The following is an 18,581-nucleotide window of genomic DNA, read 5'->3' as shown; positions in this document are numbered from 1 at the left end:
GGCGTTCGTGTGCCGGGCCGAACCCTCAGCCGATGTCCGGCGGATCGATCCGCACCCGTACCGGCTCTCCACTCCCCAGCGCCATCCGCGCAGCCTGGGCCGTCTTCAGGGCGGACGCCAGGGCGGACCCGCTGCCGGGCGGTACCCGGATCAGCGCGCGTTCCCACTGCTCCCCCGGCGGGGGCGCGCCGGGGCGGCGGGGCCGGCCGGGCAGGGTCGGCGGCAGCGGCACCGGCCCCAGCACCTCCGCGTCCGGGGGTGAGTCCACGGCCGCGAGGAACTCGGCAACCGCCTCCGTCGTCCCGGACACCGCGGCCATCCGGGACACGGGGGGAAACCCGAGCTCGGCCCGCTCGGCCAGCTCACGGACCGCGAACCCGACAGGGTCCCAGCGGACGAGCGCCTGCACCGGCCGGAGGGTCGGCTCGGCCACGACCACCACGGTCCCGCCCTCGCCCTGCGGCCGGACCAGCGCGGCAGCGCCGATCCACCGGCGCAGCGCGTCCTCGCCGGAGCGCAGGTCCGGCCGGCCGAGCATGGCCCAGCCGTCCAGCAGCAGCGCGGCCGCGTAACCGCCCTCGGCCACCGGCTCGGCGCCCGGCGTGCTGACGACCAGGGCGGGCGCGTCCGGCACGGTGTCGAGCACGTGCTCGCGGCCGGAGGTACGCACCGGCACGGCGGGGAAGGCGCGCCCGAGCTCCTCGGCGGTACGGCGTGCGCCGACGACCTGGGCGCGCAGCCGGAAGCCGCCGCACTCGGGGCAGTGCCAGGAGTGCTCCTCCCGCCCGCACCACTCGCAGCGCAGCGCCCCCGCGTCCTGCGCCTGGAGCGGCCCGGCGCAGTGCGCGCACCGCGCGGGCGCCCGGCACTGGGCGCAGGCCAGGCGGGGTACGTAGCCGCGCCGGGGCACCTGCACCAGCACCGGGCCGGTCCTGAGCCCCTCCCGGACGGCCTGCCAGGCGAGGCTGGGCAGCCGGGCGGCACGGGCGGCCTCGTCCCGGGCGAGGTCGGTGTCCCCGACGGTGCGGACCAGCGGCGCGGTCCGGCGGACCTGGTCGCGTCCGGCGGTCAGGGGCCGCGCCCAGCCGCTCTCCACGAGCTGCGCGGCCTCCACCGTGCAGCTCCAACTGCCCACCAGAAAGGCGCACTTGTCGAGGGAGGCGCGCAGCAGCAGGACATCGCGGGCGTGCGGCTGGGGTGCGTGCTGCTCGCTGTGGCTGTCGTCGCCGTCGTCCCAGATGGCCACGAGCCCGAGGTCCCGCACGGGGGCGAACATGGCGGCGCGGGTACCGACGACCGCCCTTACGGAGCCGCGCCGGACCGCGAGCCACTGGGCGTACCGCTTCTCGGGGCCGGCGTCGGCGGTCAGCAGTGCGTGGCGGCCCTTGCCCAGCAGGCCGGTCAGCGCGGCGTCGACCCGCGCGGCGGTCCGTCCGTCGGGGACGACGACCAGGGCACCGCGTCCCGAGGCGAGGGTGGCGGCGACGGCACGGGCGATCTCCTCGCTCCACCCGGGTCCGGGCAGCGCGTTCCACACCGCACGGGGTGAACCGCCGGCGGCCAGGGCGTCGAGGAAGGCGGGACCGTGCTCGTAGCGGGCCCAGGTGCCCGCCTCCGGGGCGGGGGGCGCGGGGAGGGGCTCGGGGGAGGCCCGCTTCTCCGCGCGGGCGCTGCGCGGCGGTACGGCCAGTTGCAGCACGTCTGCGAGGCTGCCCGCGTACCGGTCGGCGACGGCGCGGCACAGGCCGAGGAGTTCCTCGCCGAGCACCGGCTCCGGGGAGACGACCTGGGCGAGGGCGGCGAGCGGCCCGGCGTAGTCGGACTCGTCCCGCCGCTCGATCAGGTAGCCGTCGATCAGGCCGCCGCCCTCGCGCCGCCCGTCGCGCACCCGGTGCCGCCCGGCGCCGAACCGCACCCGGACCCGGACGCCGGGCTGGGCGTCGGCGTCGAGCTCCTCGGGCACCGCGTAGTCGAAGTACCGGTCGAGGTGCAGGACACCCTTGTCGACGAGCACCCGCGCGACCGGCCGGTCCTTGGCGAGCGCGGCCCCCCGCCAGGTGCGGGGCTTGGCGCGCGGTACGTCGGCGCCGCGCACGCTCTCCCGGATGAGCGCGAGCTGCTCCGGCGGCGGCCCCTCGGCCCCGCCGTCCCCCGGCCCGTTGTCGCTGCTCACGCTTGCATTCTTACCAAAGACCACGGACAGCACCGCCCGCCGAGGCACCGGGAACGTGCCGGGGCCCGGCGTCCCCCAAGGGAGGCCGGGCCCCGGTTCGCGTGGTGCGGATCAGACGCCGGCGGCCTTGCGCAGGGCGTCGACGCGGTCGGTGCGCTCCCAGGTGAAGTCGGGGATCTCGCGGCCGAAGTGGCCGTAGGCCGCCGTCTGGGCGTAGATCGGGCGCAGCAGGTCGAGGTCGCGGATGATCGCGGCCGGACGCAGGTCGAAGACCTCGTCGATGGCCTTCTCGATCCTCTCGGGCTCGATCTTGGCGGTGCCGAAGGTCTCCACGAAGAGACCGACCGGCTCGGCCTTGCCGATCGCGTAGGCGACCTGGACCTCGCAGCGCGAAGCGAGGCCCGCGGCCACCACGTTCTTGGCGACCCAGCGCATCGCGTACGCGGCCGAGCGGTCCACCTTGGACGGGTCCTTGCCCGAGAAGGCGCCGCCACCGTGCCGGGCGAAGCCGCCGTAGGTGTCGATGATGATCTTGCGGCCGGTGAGGCCCGCGTCACCCATCGGGCCGCCGATCTCGAAGCGGCCGGTCGGGTTGACCAGCAGGCGGTAGCCCTCGGTGTCGATCTTGATGCCCTCGTCCAGCAGGGCCTTCAGCTCGGGCTCCACCACGAACTCGCGGATGTCGGGCGCGAGCAGCGACTCGAGGTCGATGTCGGAGGCGTGCTGGGAGGAGACCACGACGGTGTCGAGACGGACGGCCTTGTCGCCGTCGTACTCGATGGTGACCTGGGTCTTGCCGTCGGGGCGCAGGTAGGGGATGGTGCCGTTCTTGCGGACCTCGGAGAGGCGCTTGGACAGGCGGTGCGCCAGGAAGATCGGCAGCGGCATCAGCGTCGGCGTCTCGTCCGAGGCGTAGCCGAACATCAGGCCCTGGTCGCCCGCGCCCTGCTTGTCCAGCTCGTCCTCGTCGCCCTCGACCCGGGACTCGTAGGCCGTGTCGACGCCCTGCGCGATGTCCGGGGACTGCGCGCCGATGGACACCGAGACGCCGCAGGAGGCGCCGTCGAAGCCCTTCTTGGAGGAGTCGTAACCGATCTCCAGGATCTTCTCGCGCACCAACTGGGCGATGGGCGCGTAGGCCTTGGTCGTGACCTCGCCGGCCACGTGCACCAGGCCGGTGGTGATCAGCGTCTCGACGGCGACGCGGGACGAGGGGTCCTCGCGGAGCAGCGCGTCGAGAATGGTGTCGCTGATCTGGTCAGCGATCTTGTCGGGGTGACCTTCGGTCACGGACTCCGAGGTGAACAGGCGACGGGACACAACGCTCCCTGGGGTTGCAGCGGCTGCTGGCTGATCATTGAAGGACCACGTCGGGAGCTGCGCCCAACGTCGTCCGTGAACAGTTTATCGGTCGCACCTGGCCGCGGGGCCACCCGTTCTCGCCCAGCGAGAACGCTGTGACCTGCGGCACAGGCATTCTGCACGCTGGAGCGCGGCCTTGAACAGATCCGCCACACGCCATCCCGGTATGAAAAAAAGACTCCGGGTGGCCGAAAACGGACCGCCCCGAACGGCCCAGCCGCTCAGCCCAGCCGAGCCGTCACCAGGTCCCAGACGGTGTCCGCCAGGTCCTCCTTCGGCCCGTGCGGTACGGCCGTCTCGGTGCCGTCGGCGCCGAGGACCACCGCCTCGTTCTCCTCCGAGCCGAAGGTCCGGCGCTCCCCCACCTCGTTGACCACCAGCAGGTCGCAGCCCTTGCGGGCAAGCTTCGCGCGGCCGTTGGCGAGCACGTCGTCGGTCTCGGCTGCGAAGCCGACGACGACCTGGCCGGGGCGGGCGCGCTCGGCGGAGACCTCGGCGAGCACATCGGGGTTGCGGACCAGGGCGACCGGCTCGGGCTCCTGGCCGTCCTTCTTCTTGATCTTGCCGCTCGCGTAGACCGCCGGGCGGAAGTCGGCGACGGCGGCGGCCATGACCACGGCGTCCGCGTCGGCCGCTGCCTTGAGCACCGCCTCGCGGAGCTGGACGGCGGTGCCGACGTGCACGATGTCCACCCCGGCCGGGTCGGGCAGGGAGGCGTTGGCCGAGACCAAGGTCACGCGGGCCCCGCGCGCGGCGGCGGTCCGGGCGAGGGCGTACCCCTGCTTGCCGGAGGAGCGGTTGCCGAGGAAGCGCACCGGGTCGAGCGGTTCACGGGTGCCGCCCGCCGAGACCACGACATGGCGGCCCGCGAGGTCGGGTCCGCTCACGCCCCGCGCGAGCACCCGGCGGCACACCTCGAAGATCTCGGCCGGGTCGGGCAGCCGCCCCTTGCCGGTGTCGACGCCGGTGAGGCGGCCCACGGCGGGCTCGATGACGACCGCGCCCCGGCGGCGCAGGGTGGCCACGTTCTCCTGGGTGGCCGGGTGCTCCCACATCTCGGTGTGCATCGCCGGGGCGAAGACCACCGGGCAGCGCGCGGTGAGCAGGGTGTTGGTGAGCAGGTCGTCGGCGAGGCCGTGCGCGGCCTTGGCGAGCATGTCGGCGGTGGCGGGCGCGACCACCACGAGGTCGGCGTGCTGCCCGATGCGGACGTGCGGCACCTCGTGGACGCTGTCCCAGACCTCGGTGGAGACCGGGTTGCCGGACAGCGCGGACCAGGTGGCGGCGCCGACGAAGTGCAGTGCGGAGGCGGTCGGCACCACCCGCACGTCGTGCCCCGACTCGGTGAACCGTCTGAGCAGCTCACAGGACTTGTAGGCGGCGATGCCACCGCTGACGCCCAGCACGACCTTCGGCTTGTCCACCGTCTCCACCGTCTCCCCGACTTCGAGAACCTTTGACACCCATGACACACCACAGGCCCGGCAGCATGACTGCCGGGCCTGTGGAAAAGTCGACCGCGATCTGAAAGTACGACCGCGAGCGGTGGAACTACTGGACCGGGCCCTCGATGGCCTCGGAGGTCAGCAGACCGGCGTTGATCTCGCGCAGCGCGATCGAGAGCGGCTTCTCGTGGACGTGGGTGTCGACGAGCGGACCGACGTACTCGAGGAGGCCCTCACCGAGCTGCGAGTAGTACGCGTTGATCTGACGGGCGCGCTTGGCCGCGTAGATCACCAGGCTGTACTTCGAGTCGGTGGCCTCGAGGAGCTCGTCGATCGGAGGGTTGATGATGCCCTCGGGCGCGGTGATGGAAGAGGACACGCTCTGCCTTCCGATGGGTGGGAAAGAATCAGTCGGTGTGGAGCACCGTGACCGGTAGGCCCTGTTCATGGACGGCGGTCACGATCACACAACGTCCATCAAGGCTAGCAGCTCCCCGGCCACGTCCTCGACGGAGGTGTTGACCAGGGTGACGTCGAACTCGGGCTCGGCGGCCAGTTCCGTCCGGGCCGCCTCCAGCCGGCGCTCGATGACCTCCGGCGGCTCGGTGCCCCGGCCGGTGAGCCTGCGCACCAGCTCGTCCCAGGACGGCGGGGCGAGGAAGACCAGTTGGGCGTCGGACATCGACTCGCGGACCTGCCGGGCGCCCTGGAGGTCGATCTCCAGCAGCACCGGCTCGCCCTTCTCCAGCCGCTCCAGCACGGCCGCGCGGGGCGTGCCGTAGCGGTTGCCGGCGAACTCGGCCCACTCCAGCAGCTCGCCGTTGGCGATCAGCTTGTCCATCTCCTCGTCGCTGACGAAGAAGTAGTGGACACCGTGCTGCTCGCCGGGGCGCGGCTTGCGGGTGGTCGCGGACACCGACAGCCAGACGTCGGGGTGTTCTTTGCGCATATGGGCGACGACCGTGCTCTTGCCGACCCCGGAGGGGCCGGAGAGCACGGTCAGCCGCGGACGTGCGTCCGGGGGTACGGGGGACGTCCCCCGGAATGTTCCAGCCATGCAGCGATTATTCCAGCAATCCCGGAGTGTCCGGGACTCCGGTCCGGGCAGCGCCCGGACTCAGGAGCCGGTGCTGCCGAACTCACGCTCCAGAGAGGCGATCTGGTTGGAACCGAGGCCGCGGACACGGCGGCTCTCGGAGATCCCCAGACGCTCCATGATCTGCTTGGCGCGGACCTTGCCCACGCCCGGCAGGGACTCCAGAAGGGCCGAGACCTTCATCTTGCCGATGACCTCGTTCTCCTGGCCCTGCTTGATGACCTCGTGCAGCGAGGCGCCGGAGTGCTTGAGTCGATTCTTGACCTCGGCCCGCTCCCGGCGAGCCGCGGCGGCCTTTTCGAGCGCGGCTGCGCGCTGTTCAGGGGTAAGGGGCGGAAGAGCCACGCCTACGTCACCTCGGATGTCGAACTGTCGGATACGGACCGGTGAGGAACCTAGTCGCCCCACACCTGGGGAGCCACGAGCAACACGCTCGCCCGCTCTCACTGCCTCGGAGACTAGCGGGCATGTCCGCCGGAGTCAGCGAGAACAGCGGAAAAGTCCTGGTCAGCCTCCGTGAGGCCGGACTTTTCGGGCATACTGCCCACGATTCGTGGATGTATTCGCCTCTCGGACCCCCGGTCGAGCCCGTCCGCGGTGCTCAGGAAGCCGGGACGGCGGCCCGGATCTCGTCCGCGAAGGCCGCCGTGGCCGCCCGCAGCGCCCCGATGTCGGGACCGTGCCGCAGCACGCCCCGGCTGACGTTCGGCACCACGTTGCCCACCGCGCTCCCGAACACCGCCGGCAGGTCCGCCGGGGTGGCGCCCTGGGCACCGACGCCGGGGGCGAGCAGCGGCCCGTTGATGGCGAGGTCGTAGGACGAGAGGTCCCCCACCGTGGCGCCCACGACCGCGCCGAAGGAGCCCAGCGGCTCGGCGCCCGCGTTCTCGGCGGCGAGGTGGGCCAGCACGGTCGCGGCGACACTGCGCCCGTCCGCGCGGACCGCGTGCTGCACCTCGGGGCCCTCCGGGTTGGAGGTCAGCGCGAGCACGAACAGCCCGGTGCCGCTCTCGCGGGCCAGCTCGACCGCCGGGGCGAGCGAGCCGTAGCCGAGGTACGGGGAGACGGTGAGCGCGTCCGAGAACAGCGGGGCGTCCTTGTGCAGGAACGCCTCCGCATACCCGGCCATGGTGGAGCCGATGTCGCCGCGCTTGGCGTCCATCACGACCAGGGCGCCCGCCGCGCGGGTCTCCTCGACGACGCGCTCCAGGACGGCGACACCGCGCGAGCCGAACCGCTCGAAGAACGCGCTCTGCGGCTTCACGACGGCGACCCGGTCGGCGACAGCCTCCACGACCGTGCGGCCGAACCGCTCCAGGCCGGCCACGTCGTCGTTCAGGCCCCAGTCGGCGAGCAGCGAGGCGTGCGGGTCGATGCCGACGCACAGCGGGCCGCGCTCGTCCATGGCACGGCGCAGACGGGTACCGAAGGGCTCGGTCATACGGGCTTCCTGACATCGGCGCCGACCGCGTCGGCGAGGGTGGCGTACGGGCTGGCCTTGAGCCGGGCGGCGAGGCCCTTGTGCACGGCGCGGGTCCAGAAGGGGCCCTCGTAGACGAAGGCGCTGTAGCCCTGGACCAGGGTGGCGCCGGCCAGGATGCGCTGCCAGGCGTCCTCGGCGCTCTCCACGCCGCCGACGCCCACCAGGGTGATGCGATCCCCCACGCGCGCGTACAGGCGCCGCAGCACCTGAAGGGAGCGCGCCTTGAGGGGGGCGCCGGACAGGCCGCCGGTCTCCTTGACCACGGAGGGCGCGGAGCGCAGGCCGAGGCCCTCGCGGGCGATGGTGGTGTTGGTGGCGATGATGCCGTCCAGGCCGAGTTCCACGGCGAGGTCGGCGACGGCGTCGACGTCCTGGTCCGCCAGGTCGGGGGCGATCTTCACCAGGAGCGGCACGCGGCGGGCGCCGGTGGCGCGGTCGGCGGCCTCGCGCACCGCGCCGAGCAGCGGGCGCAGCGCCTCGGTGGCCTGGAGGTCGCGCAGGCCGGGGGTGTTCGGGGAGGAGACGTTGACCACGAGGTAGTCGGCGTGCGGGGCGAGCCGCTCGGCGGACTTCACGTAGTCGGCGACCGCGTCCGCCTCGGAGACGGCCTTGGTCTTGCCGATGTTGACGCCGACGACCGTCCGGAACACCGGGCGCCGGGAGGCGAGGCGGGCGGCGACGGCGAGGGAGCCCTCGTTGTTGAAGCCCATGCGGTTGATCAGGGCGCGGTCGGCGACCAGCCGGAACAGCCGCTTCCTCGGGTTGCCGGGCTGGGCCTCGCCGGTGACGGTGCCGATCTCGACGTGGTCGAAGCCGAGCATGGAGAGTCCGTCGACGCCGACGGCGTTCTTGTCGAAGCCGGCGGCGAGGCCGAAGGGGCCGTGCATGCGCAGGCCGAGGGCCTCGGTGCGCAGTTCCTCGTACCGGGGGGCCAGCGCGGCGGCGGCGAAGGTGCGCAGGACCGGGACGCGGGCGAGCAGACGGATCCAGCGGAAGGCGAGGTGGTGGGCCTGTTCCGGGTCCATCCGCTGGAAGATCAGCCGGAAGAACAGCTTGTACATGGGGAGAGTCCTCGAAGGCGGGGGCGGGCGTGGCTCATGAAGAGGGGGACACCGTTTCCGGTGTCCCCCTCGGCGCGGCTAGTCGCGGGCCGCGTTCAGATGTTCCGCGTGCTCCTGGAGGGAGCGGACGCCCACGTCCCCGCGGCCGAGGGCGTCGATGCCCTGGACGGCGGCGGCGAGCGCCTGGACGGTCGTCAGGCAGGGCACCGAGCGGGCCACGGCCGCCGTACGGATGTCGTAGCCGTCGAGGCGGCCGCCGGTGCCGTAGGGCGTGTTGACGATGAGGTCGACCTCGCCGTCGTGGATGAGCTGGACGATGGTCCGCTCGCCGTTCGGGCCGGTGCCCTCGGACTGCTTGCGCACGACGGTGGCGTTGATGCCGTTGCGCTTGAGGACCTCGGCGGTGCCGGAGGTGGCCAGCAGCTCGAAGCCGTGCGCGACCAGCTCGCGGGCCGGGAAGATCATCGAGCGCTTGTCGCGGTTGGCGACCGAGATGAACGCGCGGCCCTTGGTGGGCAGCGGGCCGTACGCGCCCGCCTGCGACTTGGCGTACGCCGTGCCGAAGACGGAGTCGATGCCCATGACCTCGCCGGTGGAGCGCATCTCCGGGCCGAGCACGGTGTCCACGCCGCGGCCCTGGATGTCCCGGAAGCGGGACCAGGGCATCACGGCCTCCTTGACGGAGATCGGCGCGTCCAGCGGGAGTTCGCCGCCGTCGCCGGTGGCGGGCAGCAGGCCCTCGGCGCGCAGCTCGGCGATGGTCGTGCCCAGCGAGATGCGGGCGGCGGCCTTGGCGAGCGGGACGGCGGTCGCCTTGGAGGTGAACGGGACCGTGCGGGAGGCGCGGGGGTTGGCCTCCAGGACGTAGAGGATGTCGCCCGACATGGCGAACTGGATGTTGATCAGTCCGCGGACGCCGACGCCCTTGGCGATGGCCTCGGTGGAGGCGCGCAGCCGCTTGATGTCGAAACCGCCCAGCGTGATCGGGGGCAGGGCGCACGCCGAGTCGCCGGAGTGGATGCCGGCCTCCTCGATGTGCTCCATGACGCCGCCGAGGTACAGCTCCTCGCCGTCGTAGAGGGCGTCGACGTCGATCTCGATGGCGTCGTCCAGGAAGCGGTCCACGAGGACCGGCCGGGACGGGCTGATCTCGGTGGACTCCTCGATGTACGCGGAGAGCCGCTCCTCCTCATACACGATCTCCATGCCGCGTCCGCCGAGGACGTAGGAGGGGCGGACCAGGACGGGGTAGCCGATCTCGTCCGCGATGGCCTTGGCCTCGGCGAAGGTGGTGGCGGTGCCGTGCTTGGGCGCGGGCAGGCCGGCCTCGGCGAGCACGCGGCCGAAGGCGCCGCGGTCCTCGGCGGCGTGGATGGCCTCGGGCGGGGTGCCGACGACCGGCACACCGTTGTCCTTCAGGGCCTGCGCGAGGCCCAGCGGGGTCTGCCCGCCGAGCTGCACGACCACACCGGCGACGGGGCCGGCGAGGGACTCCGCGTGCACGATCTCCAGCACGTCCTCCAGGGTGAGCGGCTCGAAGTAGAGCCGGTCGGAGGTGTCGTAGTCGGTGGAGACGGTCTCCGGGTTGCAGTTGACCATCACGGTCTCGTACCCGGCGTCGGAGAGCGCGAAGGAGGCGTGGACGCAGGAGTAGTCGAACTCGATGCCCTGGCCGATGCGGTTGGGCCCGGAGCCCAGGATGATCACGGCGGGCTTCTCGCGCGGCGCGACCTCGCTCTCCTCGTCGTAGGAGGAGTAGAAGTACGGCGTCCGGGCGGCGAACTCGGCGGCGCAGGTGTCGACCGTCTTGTAGACCGGGCGGATGCCGAGCACGTGCCGGACCTCGCGGACGACGTCCTCGCGCAGGCCCCGGATCTCCCCGATCTGGAGGTCGGAGAAGCCGTGCCGCTTGGCCTCGGCGAGCAGCTCGGCGGTCAGCTCCGGCGCCTCGGCCAGCTCGTCCGCGGTCTCCTTGATGAGGAAGAGCTGGTCCACGAACCAGGGGTCGATCTTCGTGTACTCGAAGATCTCCTCGGGCGTGGCACCGGCGCGGATCGCCTGCATGACCGTGTTGATCCGGCCGTCGGTGGGGCGTACCGCCTCTTCGAGGAGGGTCTGCTTGTCGCCGGGGTCACCGATGAAGGTGAACTGGCTGCCCTTCTTCTCCAGCGAGCGCAGCGCCTTCTGGAACGCCTCGGTGAAGTTGCGGCCGATGGCCATGGCCTCGCCGACCGACTTCATCGTGGTGGTCAGCGTGGAGTCGGCCTGCGGGAACTTCTCGAAGGCGAACCGGGGGGCCTTGACGACGACGTAGTCGAGCGTGGGCTCGAAGGAGGCCGGGGTCTCCCGCGTGATGTCGTTCGGGATCTCGTCCAGCGTGTAGCCGACGGCCAGCTTGGCGGCGATCTTGGCGATCGGGAAGCCGGTGGCCTTGGAGGCGAGCGCGGAGGACCGCGAGACGCGCGGGTTCATCTCGATGACGATGACCCGGCCGTCCTCGGGGTTGACCGCGAACTGGATGTTGCAGCCGCCGGTGTCGACGCCGACCTCACGGATGATGGCGATGCCGACGTCGCGCAGCAGCTGGTACTCGCGGTCGGTCAGCGTCATCGCGGGGGCGACGGTGATCGAGTCGCCGGTGTGCACGCCCATCGGGTCGAAGTTCTCGATGGAGCAGACGACCACGACGTTGTCGTTCTTGTCGCGCATCAGCTCCAGCTCGTACTCCTTCCAGCCGAGGATGGACTCCTCCAAGAGCACCTCGGTGGTCGGGGAGAGCGTGAGGCCCTGGCCGGCGATGCGGCGCAGCTCCTCCTCGTCGTGGGCGAACCCGGAGCCGGCGCCGCCCATGGTGAAGGACGGGCGGACGACGACGGGGTAGCCGCCGAGGGTGTCGACGCCGCTGATGACGTCGTCCATGGTGTGGCAGATGACCGAGCGGGCGGACTCGCCGTGGCCGGTCTTCTTGCGGACCTCCTCCACGACGCCCTTGAAGAGGTCGCGGTCCTCGCCCTTGTGGATCGCCTCGGGCCGGGCGCCGATCAGTTCGACGCCGTACTTCTCCAGCACCCCGCTGTCGTGCAGCGAGATGGCGGTGTTCAGGGCGGTCTGGCCGCCGAGGGTGGGCAGGAGGGCGTCGGGGCGCTCCTTGGCGATGATCTTCTCGACGAACTCGGGGGTGATCGGCTCGACGTAGGTGGCGTCGGCGATCTCCGGGTCGGTCATGATCGTCGCCGGGTTGGAGTTGACCAGGATCACGCGCAGGCCCTCGGCCTTGAGCACGCGGCACGCCTGGGTTCCGGAGTAGTCGAACTCTGCGGCCTGACCGATGACGATCGGGCCGGAGCCGATGACCAGGACGGACTGGATGTCGGAGCGCTTAGGCACGCTGGCCCTCCCGGACGGTGCTCATCAAAGACGTGAAGCGGTCGAACAGGTAGGCGGCGTCGTGCGGACCGGCCGCCGCCTCGGGGTGGTACTGGACGGAGAAGGCCGGCTGGTCGAGGAGCTGGAGGCCCTCCACCACGTCGTCGTTCAGGCAGACGTGGGAGACCTCGGCGCGGCCGAACTTCGTCTCGCTGACCTTGTCCAGCGGCGCGTCGACGGCGAAGCCGTGGTTGTGCGCGGTGACCTCCACCTTGCCGGTGGTGCGGTCCTGGACCGGCTGGTTGATGCCGCGGTGGCCGTACTTCAGCTTGTAGGTGCCGAAGCCGAGGGCGCGACCGAGGATCTGGTTGCCGAAGCAGATGCCGAACAGCGGGGTCTTCCGCTCCAGCACGGCGGTCATCAGGGCCACCGGGCCGTCGGCCGTGGCCGGGTCGCCGGGACCGTTGGAGAAGAACACGCCGTCGGGCTCCACGGCGTAGACGTCCTCGGCCGTGGCGGTCGCCGGGAGCACGTGGACCTCGATGCCGCGCTCGGCCATGCGCTGCGGGGTCATGCCCTTGATGCCGAGGTCGATCGCGGCGACGGTGAACTTCTTCTCGCCGACCGCGGGGACGACGTACGCCTCCTTGGTGGCGACCTCCTCGTAGAGGCTCGCGCCCTTCATGTGCGGCTGGGCCTTGACCCGCTCCACCAGTTCGGCGTCGGGGGCGAGCGCCTCGCCGGAGAAGATGCCGGCGCGCATCGAGCCGCGCTCGCGCAGGTGGCGGGTGAGGGCGCGGGTGTCGATGCCGCTGATGCCGACGACGCCCTGGGCGGTCAGCTCGTCGTCCAGGGAGCGCCGGGAGCGCCAGTTGGACGGCACGCGCGCGGGGTCGCGGACCACGTAGCCGGAGACCCAGATGCGGCCGGACTCGTCGTCCTCGTCGTTCCAGCCGGTGTTGCCGATCTGGGGGGCGGTGGCGACGACGATCTGGCGGTCGTAGGAGGGGTCGGTCAGGGTCTCCTGGTAGCCGGTCATGCCGGTGGAGAACACGGCCTCGCCGAAGGTCTCCCCCACGGCCCCGTAGGCGCGGCCGCGGAAGGCGCGGCCGTCCTCCAGGACGAGTACGGCGGGAGTCTTCGCGGCTCCCCTGGTGGAGGTCGTCATCGTGCGCCTTCCGTGTGGTTGGTCATCTGGTTCAGGGTGTCGACCCAGGTGGTGTGTTCGGCCGCGTGGTCGGAGCGGAAGCCGGAGTCGATCAGCTTCTCGCCGTGCTCCCAGGTCACCACGAGCAGTCCGCCCTCGGTGAGGACCTTGCCCGCGATGCCCTTGTCGAGCCGCGCGCCGCGCAGCGCCGCGGCGGGGATGAGGAAGTCGGTGGCGCCGGGGCGCTCGACGGCCAGCCCCGCGTCGGTGAGGGTCAGCTCGGCCCGGCTGCGGGAGCCCAGGCCGTGGGCCACGATCCGGTCGAGCCACTGCCCGGCGGTGGTGGAGCCGTGGTAGCGCCCGCTCATGGTCAGGATGGCCGGGCCGAGGTCGTCCGGCACCTCGGGGAGTGCGGGCAGGTCGCTCTGGAGGGTGCCGCGCCACTTCCAGCCCTCGCGCATCAGCCAGTAGACGAGGGCGACGAAGAGGGCCAGGCCGACGAGCCAGCCCAGGCGGGCGGCCCAGTCGGTCACCGCGGCCGACTTCTTCTCGTCGGCCAGGACCGTGGCGAGCGATGCGGCGAGGTGAGGTGCAGGTGTCACGTGAGCTTCCCGTCCATGAGCGTGGCCTTGCCCCGCAGCCAGGTGTGGGTGACACGGCCCGGCAGCTCGCGGCCCTCGTAGGGGGTGTTGCGGCTGCGCGAGGCGAAGCGCGCGGGGTCCACCTGTCCACGGTAGGCCGTGTCCACGAGGGTGAGGTTGGCGGGCTCGCCCGCGGCGACCGGGCGGCCGTGGCCGGTGGCGCCGCCGATCCGGGCCGGGGTGAAGGACATCCGGTCGGCGACCGCGGCCCAGTCCAGCAGGCCGGTCTCCACCATGGTCTCCTGCACCACGGACAGCGCGGTCTCCAGGCCGACCATGCCCATCGCGGCCGCGGCCCACTCGCAGTCCTTGTCCTCGTGCGGGTGCGGGGCGTGGTCGGTGGCGACGATGTCGATCGTGCCGTCGGCCAGCGCCTCACGCAGGGCGCGTACATCGCGCTCGGTGCGCAGCGGCGGGTTGACCTTGTAGGCGGGGTTGTAGGTGCGCACCATCTCCTCGGTCAGGAGCAGGTGGTGCGGGCACACCTCGGCGGTGACGTCGATGCCGCGGGACTTGGCCCAGCGGATGATCTCCACCGAGCCGGCCGTGGAGAGGTGGCAGATGTGCAGCCGGGAGCCGACGTGCTCGGCGAGCAGCACGTCCCGCGCGATGATCGACTCCTCGGCGACGGCCGGCCAGCCGCCCAGGCCCAGCTCGGCGGAGACGACGCCCTCGTTCATCTGGGCGCCCTCGGTGAGCCGGGGCTCCTGGGCGTGCTGGGCGACGACCCCGCCGAACGCCTTCACGTACTCCAGGGCGCGGCGCATGATCACCGCGTCGTCCACGCACTTGCCGTCGTCGGAGAAGACGCTGACCTCGGCGGCCGAGTCGTGCATGGCGCCCAGCTCGGCGAGCTTCTTGCCCTCCAGGCCCACGGTGACGGCGCCGATGGGGCGTACGTCGCAGTAGCCGGACTCCTTGCCGAGCCGCCAGACCTGCTCGACCACGCCGGCGGTGTCGGCGACGGGGAAGGTGTTGGCCATGGCGAAGACGGCGGTGAAGCCGCCGGAGGCGGCGGCACGGGTGCCGGTGAGCACGGTCTCGGAGTCCTCGCGGCCCGGCTCGCGCAGATGGGTGTGCAGGTCGACCAGGCCCGGCAGCAGCACCTTGCCGTCGGCCTCGACCACCTCGGCGCCCTCGGCGCTCAGCCCGGTGCCGACCGCCGCGATCAGCTCGCCGTCGATCAGTACGTCCTGCGGCTCGCCCCCGAGCACCTTCGCACCACGGATCAGGATCTTGCTCATGGGTCTTACTTCTCCTCGGTACGAAGGTGGGCGGTGCCGGCGGGCTCGTTGCCGCCGAGCAGCAGGTAGAGGACGGCCATGCGGATGGAGACGCCGTTGGCGACCTGCTCCACGACCGTGCAGCGGTCGGAGTCGGCCACCTCGGCGGTGATCTCCATGCCCCGGACCATCGGGCCGGGGTGCATCACGATGGCGTGGTCCGGCAGCTTGGCCATGCGGTCGCCGTCGAGGCCGTAGCGGCGGGAGTACTCGCGCTCGGTGGGGAAGAACGCGGCGTTCATCCGCTCGCGCTGGACGCGGAGCATCATCACCGCGTCGGACTTGGGCAGCGTGGAGTCCAGGTCGTAGGAGACCTCGCAGGGCCAGGTCTCCACACCGACCGGCAGCAGGGTGGGCGGGGCGACCAGGGTGACCTCGGCGCCCAGGGTGTGCAGCAGGTCCACGTTGGAGCGGGCGACCCGGCTGTGCAGGACGTCGCCGACGAGGGTGACGCGCTTGCCGTCGAGGTCCCGGCCGAGCCCGGCGTCGGCGCCGACCAGCCGGCGGCGCATGGTGAAGGCGTCCAGCAGGGCCTGGGTGGGGTGCTGGTGGGTGCCGTCGCCGGCGTTGATGACCGGGGCGTCGATCCAGCCCGAGTTGGCGAGGCGGTAGGGGGCGCCCGAGGCGCTGTGCCGGATGACGACGGCGTCCACGCCCATCGCCTCCAGCGTCTGGGCGGTGTCCTTCAGCGACTCGCCCTTGGAGACGCTGGAGCCCTTGGCAGCGAAGTTGATGACGTCGGCGGAGAGGCGCTTCTCGGCGGCCTCGAAGGAGATCCGGGTGCGGGTCGAGTCCTCGAAGAAGAGGTTGCAGACCGTGCGGCCGCGCAGGGTCGGCAGTTTCTTGATCGGCCGGTCCGCGACCCGGGCCATCTCCTCGGCGGTGTCGAGGATCAGGACGGCGTCGTCGCGGGTGAGGTCGGCGGCCGAGATGAGATGACGCTGCATCTGTCAGGCTCCGTAAGGCAGTTAATACGGGAGGTTTCGGGCGGACCGGGGTGCGCCGGGGCACGCCGAAGCGGCCGGGCACCCGTCGGCGCTACTGGTCGGCAGACTTGGCACCGAGCAGCACGGTGTCCCGTCCGTCCTCCTCGGCGAGCTGGACCTTGACCGTCTCCCGCAGCGACGTGGGGAGGTTCTTGCCGACGTAGTCGGCGCGGATCGGGAGCTCCCGGTGTCCGCGGTCGACGAGGACGGCGAGCTGCACCGCGCGGGGGCGCCCGATGTCGTTCAGGGCGTCGAGGGCGGCGCGGATGGTGCGGCCGGAGAAGAGCACGTCGTCGACGAGCACGACGAGGCGGCCGTCGACACCCTCACCGGGGATCTCGGTGCGGGCGAGGGCGCGGGGAGGGTGCATGCGCAGGTCGTCGCGGTACATCGTGATGTCGAGCGAGCCGACCGGGATCTTCCGGCCGGTGACCTGCTCCAGCTTGACGGCGAGCCGCTGGGCGAGGAAGACGCCTCGCGTGGGGATGCCGAGGAGCACCACGTCGTCGGCGCCCTTGGCGCGTTCGACGATCTCGTGGGCGATGCGGGTCAGAACGCGGGCGATGTCCGGGCCTTCGAGTACGGGCCGGGCATCGGAGTTCAGCGGATTGGCGTGCGTGTCCATACGAAACGGACCTCCTTCTCCGCCTCACGGGACGGACCTTAAAGGACGTCGGATTTGCGCCAACCACCCTAGCAGGTCGCCGGAGCGGCTTCTTCACCCACTTGGCCCAATGGGCGGCCACTACCACGGAAGAGTCGGTGTGGACCATTCGGCTTGACGCAGGAGAATCACGCTGCGTAACCTCACAGTGAGTTACCAGCCGCGCGGTGGGATCACCTGCCGCCCGCGTCTACACAGTGTCCGGGGAGCTATATGTCCAGCGAATACGCCAAACAGCTCGGGGCCAAGCTCCGGGCCATCCGCACCCAGCAGGGCCTTTCCCTCCACGGTGTCGAGGAGAAGTCCCAGGGGCGCTGGAAGGCCGTGGTGGTCGGTTCCTACGAGCGCGGCGACCGTGCCGTGACCGTGCAGCGCCTGGCCGAGCTGGCCGATTTCTACGGCGTTCCGGTGCAGGAGCTGCTGCCGGGAACCACGCCGGGCGGGGCCGCCGAGCCGCCGCCGAAGCTGGTCCTGGACCTGGAGCGGCTGGCCACCGTGCCGGCCGAGAAGGCGGGCCCCCTCCAGCGCTACGCGGCGACGATCCAGTCCCAGCGCGGCGACTACAACGGCAAGGTGCTGTCGATCCGCCAGGACGACCTGCGCACCCTCGCCGTCATCTACGACCAGTCCCCCTCGGTCCTCACCGAGCAGCTCATCAGCTGGGGCGTCCTGGACGCGGACGCGCGCCGCGCGGTCGCCCACGAGGACAGCTAGCCGCTCCGCGGGGTTCAGCAGCAGAAACGTGCCGCCGGGGTGTCAGGGAGACCTTCCCTGACACCCCGGCGGTTCTTTCTATGCCCCACAGGAACGCCGGAGGCCCGCAGCAGGCGTGCTGCGGGCCTCCGGCGTCTTTGTCGTACCGGTTACGCCTCGTCCCGGCGCAGGCCGGGCTTCAGCTCCTTGAAGCGGCCCAGGAGGCCGTTCACGAAGGCCGGCGAGTCGTCCGTCGAGAACTCCTTCGCGAGCTGCACCATCTCGTCGAGGACGACCGCGTCCGGGGTCTCGTCCTCCCAGATGAGCTCGTACGCGCCGAGGCGCAGCAGGTTGCGGTCGACGACCGGCATCCGGTCGAGCGTCCAGCCCACCGCGTACTGGGCGATCAGGTCGTCGATGCGGCGGGCACGCTCGGCGTACCCCTCGACGAGCTGCATGGTGTACTCGCTGACGGGGGGCTGCCGGGTGTCGCTCCGGGAGAGCCGGACCCAGTCGGCGAGGACCGTGATGACATCGGTGCCGCGCTGGTCACCCTCGAAGAGGATCTGGAAGGCGCGCTTGCGGGCCGTGTTGCGGGCGGCCACGGTTAGCTGTTCACCCGGCCGAGGTAGTCGCTCGTGCGGGTGTCGACCTTGATCTTCTCGCCGGTCGTGATGAAGAGCGGGACCTGGATCTGGTGGCCGGTCTCCAGGGTGGCGGGCTTGGTGCCACCGGTGGAGCGGTCGCCCTGGACGCCCGGCTCGGTCTCCTGGATGACCAGCTCGACGGCGGCCGGCAGCTCCACGAAGAGCACCTCGCCCTCGTGCTGGGCGACGACGGCGGTGAAGCCCTCGATCAGGAAGTTCGCGGCGTCGCCGACGGCCTTCGGGTCGATGTGGAGCTGGTCGTACGTCTCCATGTCCATGAAGACGAAGTACTCGCCGTCCTTGTACGAGTACTGCATGTCGCGCTTGTCGACGGTGGCCGTCTCGACCTTGACACCGGCGTTGAAGGTCTTGTCGACCACCTTGCCGGAGAGGACGTTCTTGAGCTTGGTGCGCACGAAGGCCGGGCCCTTACCGGGCTTGACGTGCTGGAACTCGACGACGGACCAAAGCTGGCCCCCGTCGAGCTTGAGCACCATGCCGTTCTTGAGGTCGTTCGTGGAAGCCACGGTTGCG

At 71.6% G+C, this 18,581-nt stretch carries 17 protein-coding genes; 1 reads left to right on the top strand and 16 read right to left on the bottom strand.

Features of this window, described 5'->3' with window-relative positions; translation table 11 throughout:
- Nucleotides 1-25: 25 nt before the first annotated feature.
- The 14 genes from EV284_RS30650 to pyrR all read right to left on the bottom strand — a co-directional run bounded on the left by EV284_RS30650 (nt 26) and on the right by pyrR (nt 16,668).
- Entirely contained in the window at nt 26-2,173 is a 2,148-nt protein-coding gene (locus EV284_RS30650) for a primosomal protein N' (protein ID WP_130339905.1), read from the bottom strand.
- A gap of 111 nt (nt 2,174-2,284) precedes the next feature.
- The gene (gene metK, locus EV284_RS30645; RefSeq protein ID WP_130339903.1) at nt 2,285-3,493 is read right to left on the bottom strand and encodes a methionine adenosyltransferase; all 1,209 of its coding nucleotides are present in this window, start codon (nt 3,491-3,493) and stop codon (nt 2,285-2,287) included.
- A gap of 263 nt (nt 3,494-3,756) precedes the next feature.
- The gene (gene coaBC / locus EV284_RS30640) at nt 3,757-4,959 is read right to left on the bottom strand and encodes a bifunctional phosphopantothenoylcysteine decarboxylase/phosphopantothenate--cysteine ligase CoaBC (RefSeq protein ID WP_130340071.1); all 1,203 of its coding nucleotides are present in this window, start codon (nt 4,957-4,959) and stop codon (nt 3,757-3,759) included.
- 127 nt (nt 4,960-5,086) lie between these two features.
- On the bottom strand, nt 5,087-5,359 hold the full coding sequence (gene rpoZ, locus EV284_RS30635; RefSeq protein WP_030810584.1) for a DNA-directed RNA polymerase subunit omega: 273 nt from the start codon (nt 5,357-5,359) through the stop codon (nt 5,087-5,089).
- An 84-nt stretch (nt 5,360-5,443) separates the two neighbouring features.
- The gene (gmk, locus tag EV284_RS30630) at nt 5,444-6,037 is read right to left on the bottom strand and encodes a guanylate kinase (protein ID WP_130339901.1); all 594 of its coding nucleotides are present in this window, start codon (nt 6,035-6,037) and stop codon (nt 5,444-5,446) included.
- A gap of 60 nt (nt 6,038-6,097) precedes the next feature.
- Nucleotides 6,098-6,421, bottom strand: a complete 324-nt coding sequence (locus tag EV284_RS30625) for an integration host factor (RefSeq protein ID WP_030810589.1) — start codon at nt 6,419-6,421, stop codon at nt 6,098-6,100.
- A 256-nt stretch (nt 6,422-6,677) separates the two neighbouring features.
- On the bottom strand, nt 6,678-7,517 hold the full coding sequence (gene pyrF / locus EV284_RS30620; RefSeq protein WP_130339899.1) for an orotidine-5'-phosphate decarboxylase: 840 nt from the start codon (nt 7,515-7,517) through the stop codon (nt 6,678-6,680).
- On the bottom strand, nt 7,514-8,620 hold the full coding sequence (locus tag EV284_RS30615; RefSeq protein ID WP_130339897.1) for a quinone-dependent dihydroorotate dehydrogenase: 1,107 nt from the start codon (nt 8,618-8,620) through the stop codon (nt 7,514-7,516). Before EV284_RS30615 ends, pyrF begins: the two co-directional genes overlap by 4 nt.
- A 78-nt stretch (nt 8,621-8,698) precedes the next feature.
- Entirely contained in the window at nt 8,699-12,007 is a 3,309-nt protein-coding gene (gene carB, locus EV284_RS30610) for a carbamoyl-phosphate synthase large subunit (RefSeq protein ID WP_130339895.1), read from the bottom strand.
- Nucleotides 12,000-13,154, bottom strand: a complete 1,155-nt coding sequence (gene carA / locus EV284_RS30605) for a glutamine-hydrolyzing carbamoyl-phosphate synthase small subunit (RefSeq protein WP_130339893.1) — start codon at nt 13,152-13,154, stop codon at nt 12,000-12,002. Before carA ends, carB begins: the two co-directional genes overlap by 8 nt.
- The gene (locus tag EV284_RS30600; RefSeq protein ID WP_130339891.1) at nt 13,151-13,735 is read right to left on the bottom strand and encodes a hypothetical protein; all 585 of its coding nucleotides are present in this window, start codon (nt 13,733-13,735) and stop codon (nt 13,151-13,153) included. Before EV284_RS30600 ends, carA begins: the two co-directional genes overlap by 4 nt.
- Nucleotides 13,732-15,018, bottom strand: coding sequence for a dihydroorotase (locus EV284_RS30595; RefSeq protein ID WP_130339889.1), 1,287 nt, complete (start codon nt 15,016-15,018; stop codon nt 13,732-13,734). Before EV284_RS30595 ends, EV284_RS30600 begins: the two co-directional genes overlap by 4 nt.
- A 5-nt stretch (nt 15,019-15,023) precedes the next feature.
- A complete protein-coding gene (locus EV284_RS30590; RefSeq protein WP_130339887.1) occupies nt 15,024-16,004 on the bottom strand; it encodes an aspartate carbamoyltransferase catalytic subunit in 981 nt (326 codons plus the stop codon).
- 91 nt (nt 16,005-16,095) lie between these two features.
- Entirely contained in the window at nt 16,096-16,668 is a 573-nt protein-coding gene (pyrR, locus tag EV284_RS30585; protein ID WP_031180175.1) for a bifunctional pyr operon transcriptional regulator/uracil phosphoribosyltransferase PyrR, read from the bottom strand.
- Between the two features lie 252 nt (nt 16,669-16,920).
- Here pyrR and bldD point away from each other — a divergent pair, with 252 nt between their 5' ends.
- The gene (gene bldD, locus EV284_RS30580; RefSeq protein ID WP_018549006.1) at nt 16,921-17,421 is read left to right on the top strand and encodes a transcriptional regulator BldD; all 501 of its coding nucleotides are present in this window, start codon (nt 16,921-16,923) and stop codon (nt 17,419-17,421) included.
- A gap of 149 nt (nt 17,422-17,570) precedes the next feature.
- On the opposite strand, the gene nusB is transcribed toward bldD, so the two are convergent.
- Both nusB and efp read right to left on the bottom strand, forming a co-directional pair.
- Nucleotides 17,571-18,005 (bottom strand): transcription antitermination factor NusB, encoded by a 435-nt coding sequence (gene nusB, locus EV284_RS30575; RefSeq protein ID WP_130339885.1) that lies wholly within the window; start codon nt 18,003-18,005, stop codon nt 17,571-17,573.
- Between the two features lie 2 nt (nt 18,006-18,007).
- A complete protein-coding gene (gene efp, locus EV284_RS30570; protein ID WP_130339883.1) occupies nt 18,008-18,574 on the bottom strand; it encodes an elongation factor P in 567 nt (188 codons plus the stop codon).
- Nucleotides 18,575-18,581 lie beyond the last annotated feature (7 nt).

It is taken from the genome of Streptomyces sp. BK022, assembly GCF_004217355.1.
GTDB lineage: Bacteria > Actinomycetota > Actinomycetes > Streptomycetales > Streptomycetaceae > Streptomyces > Streptomyces griseoluteus.
This window is presented reverse-complemented; position numbering and strand designations above follow the sequence as displayed.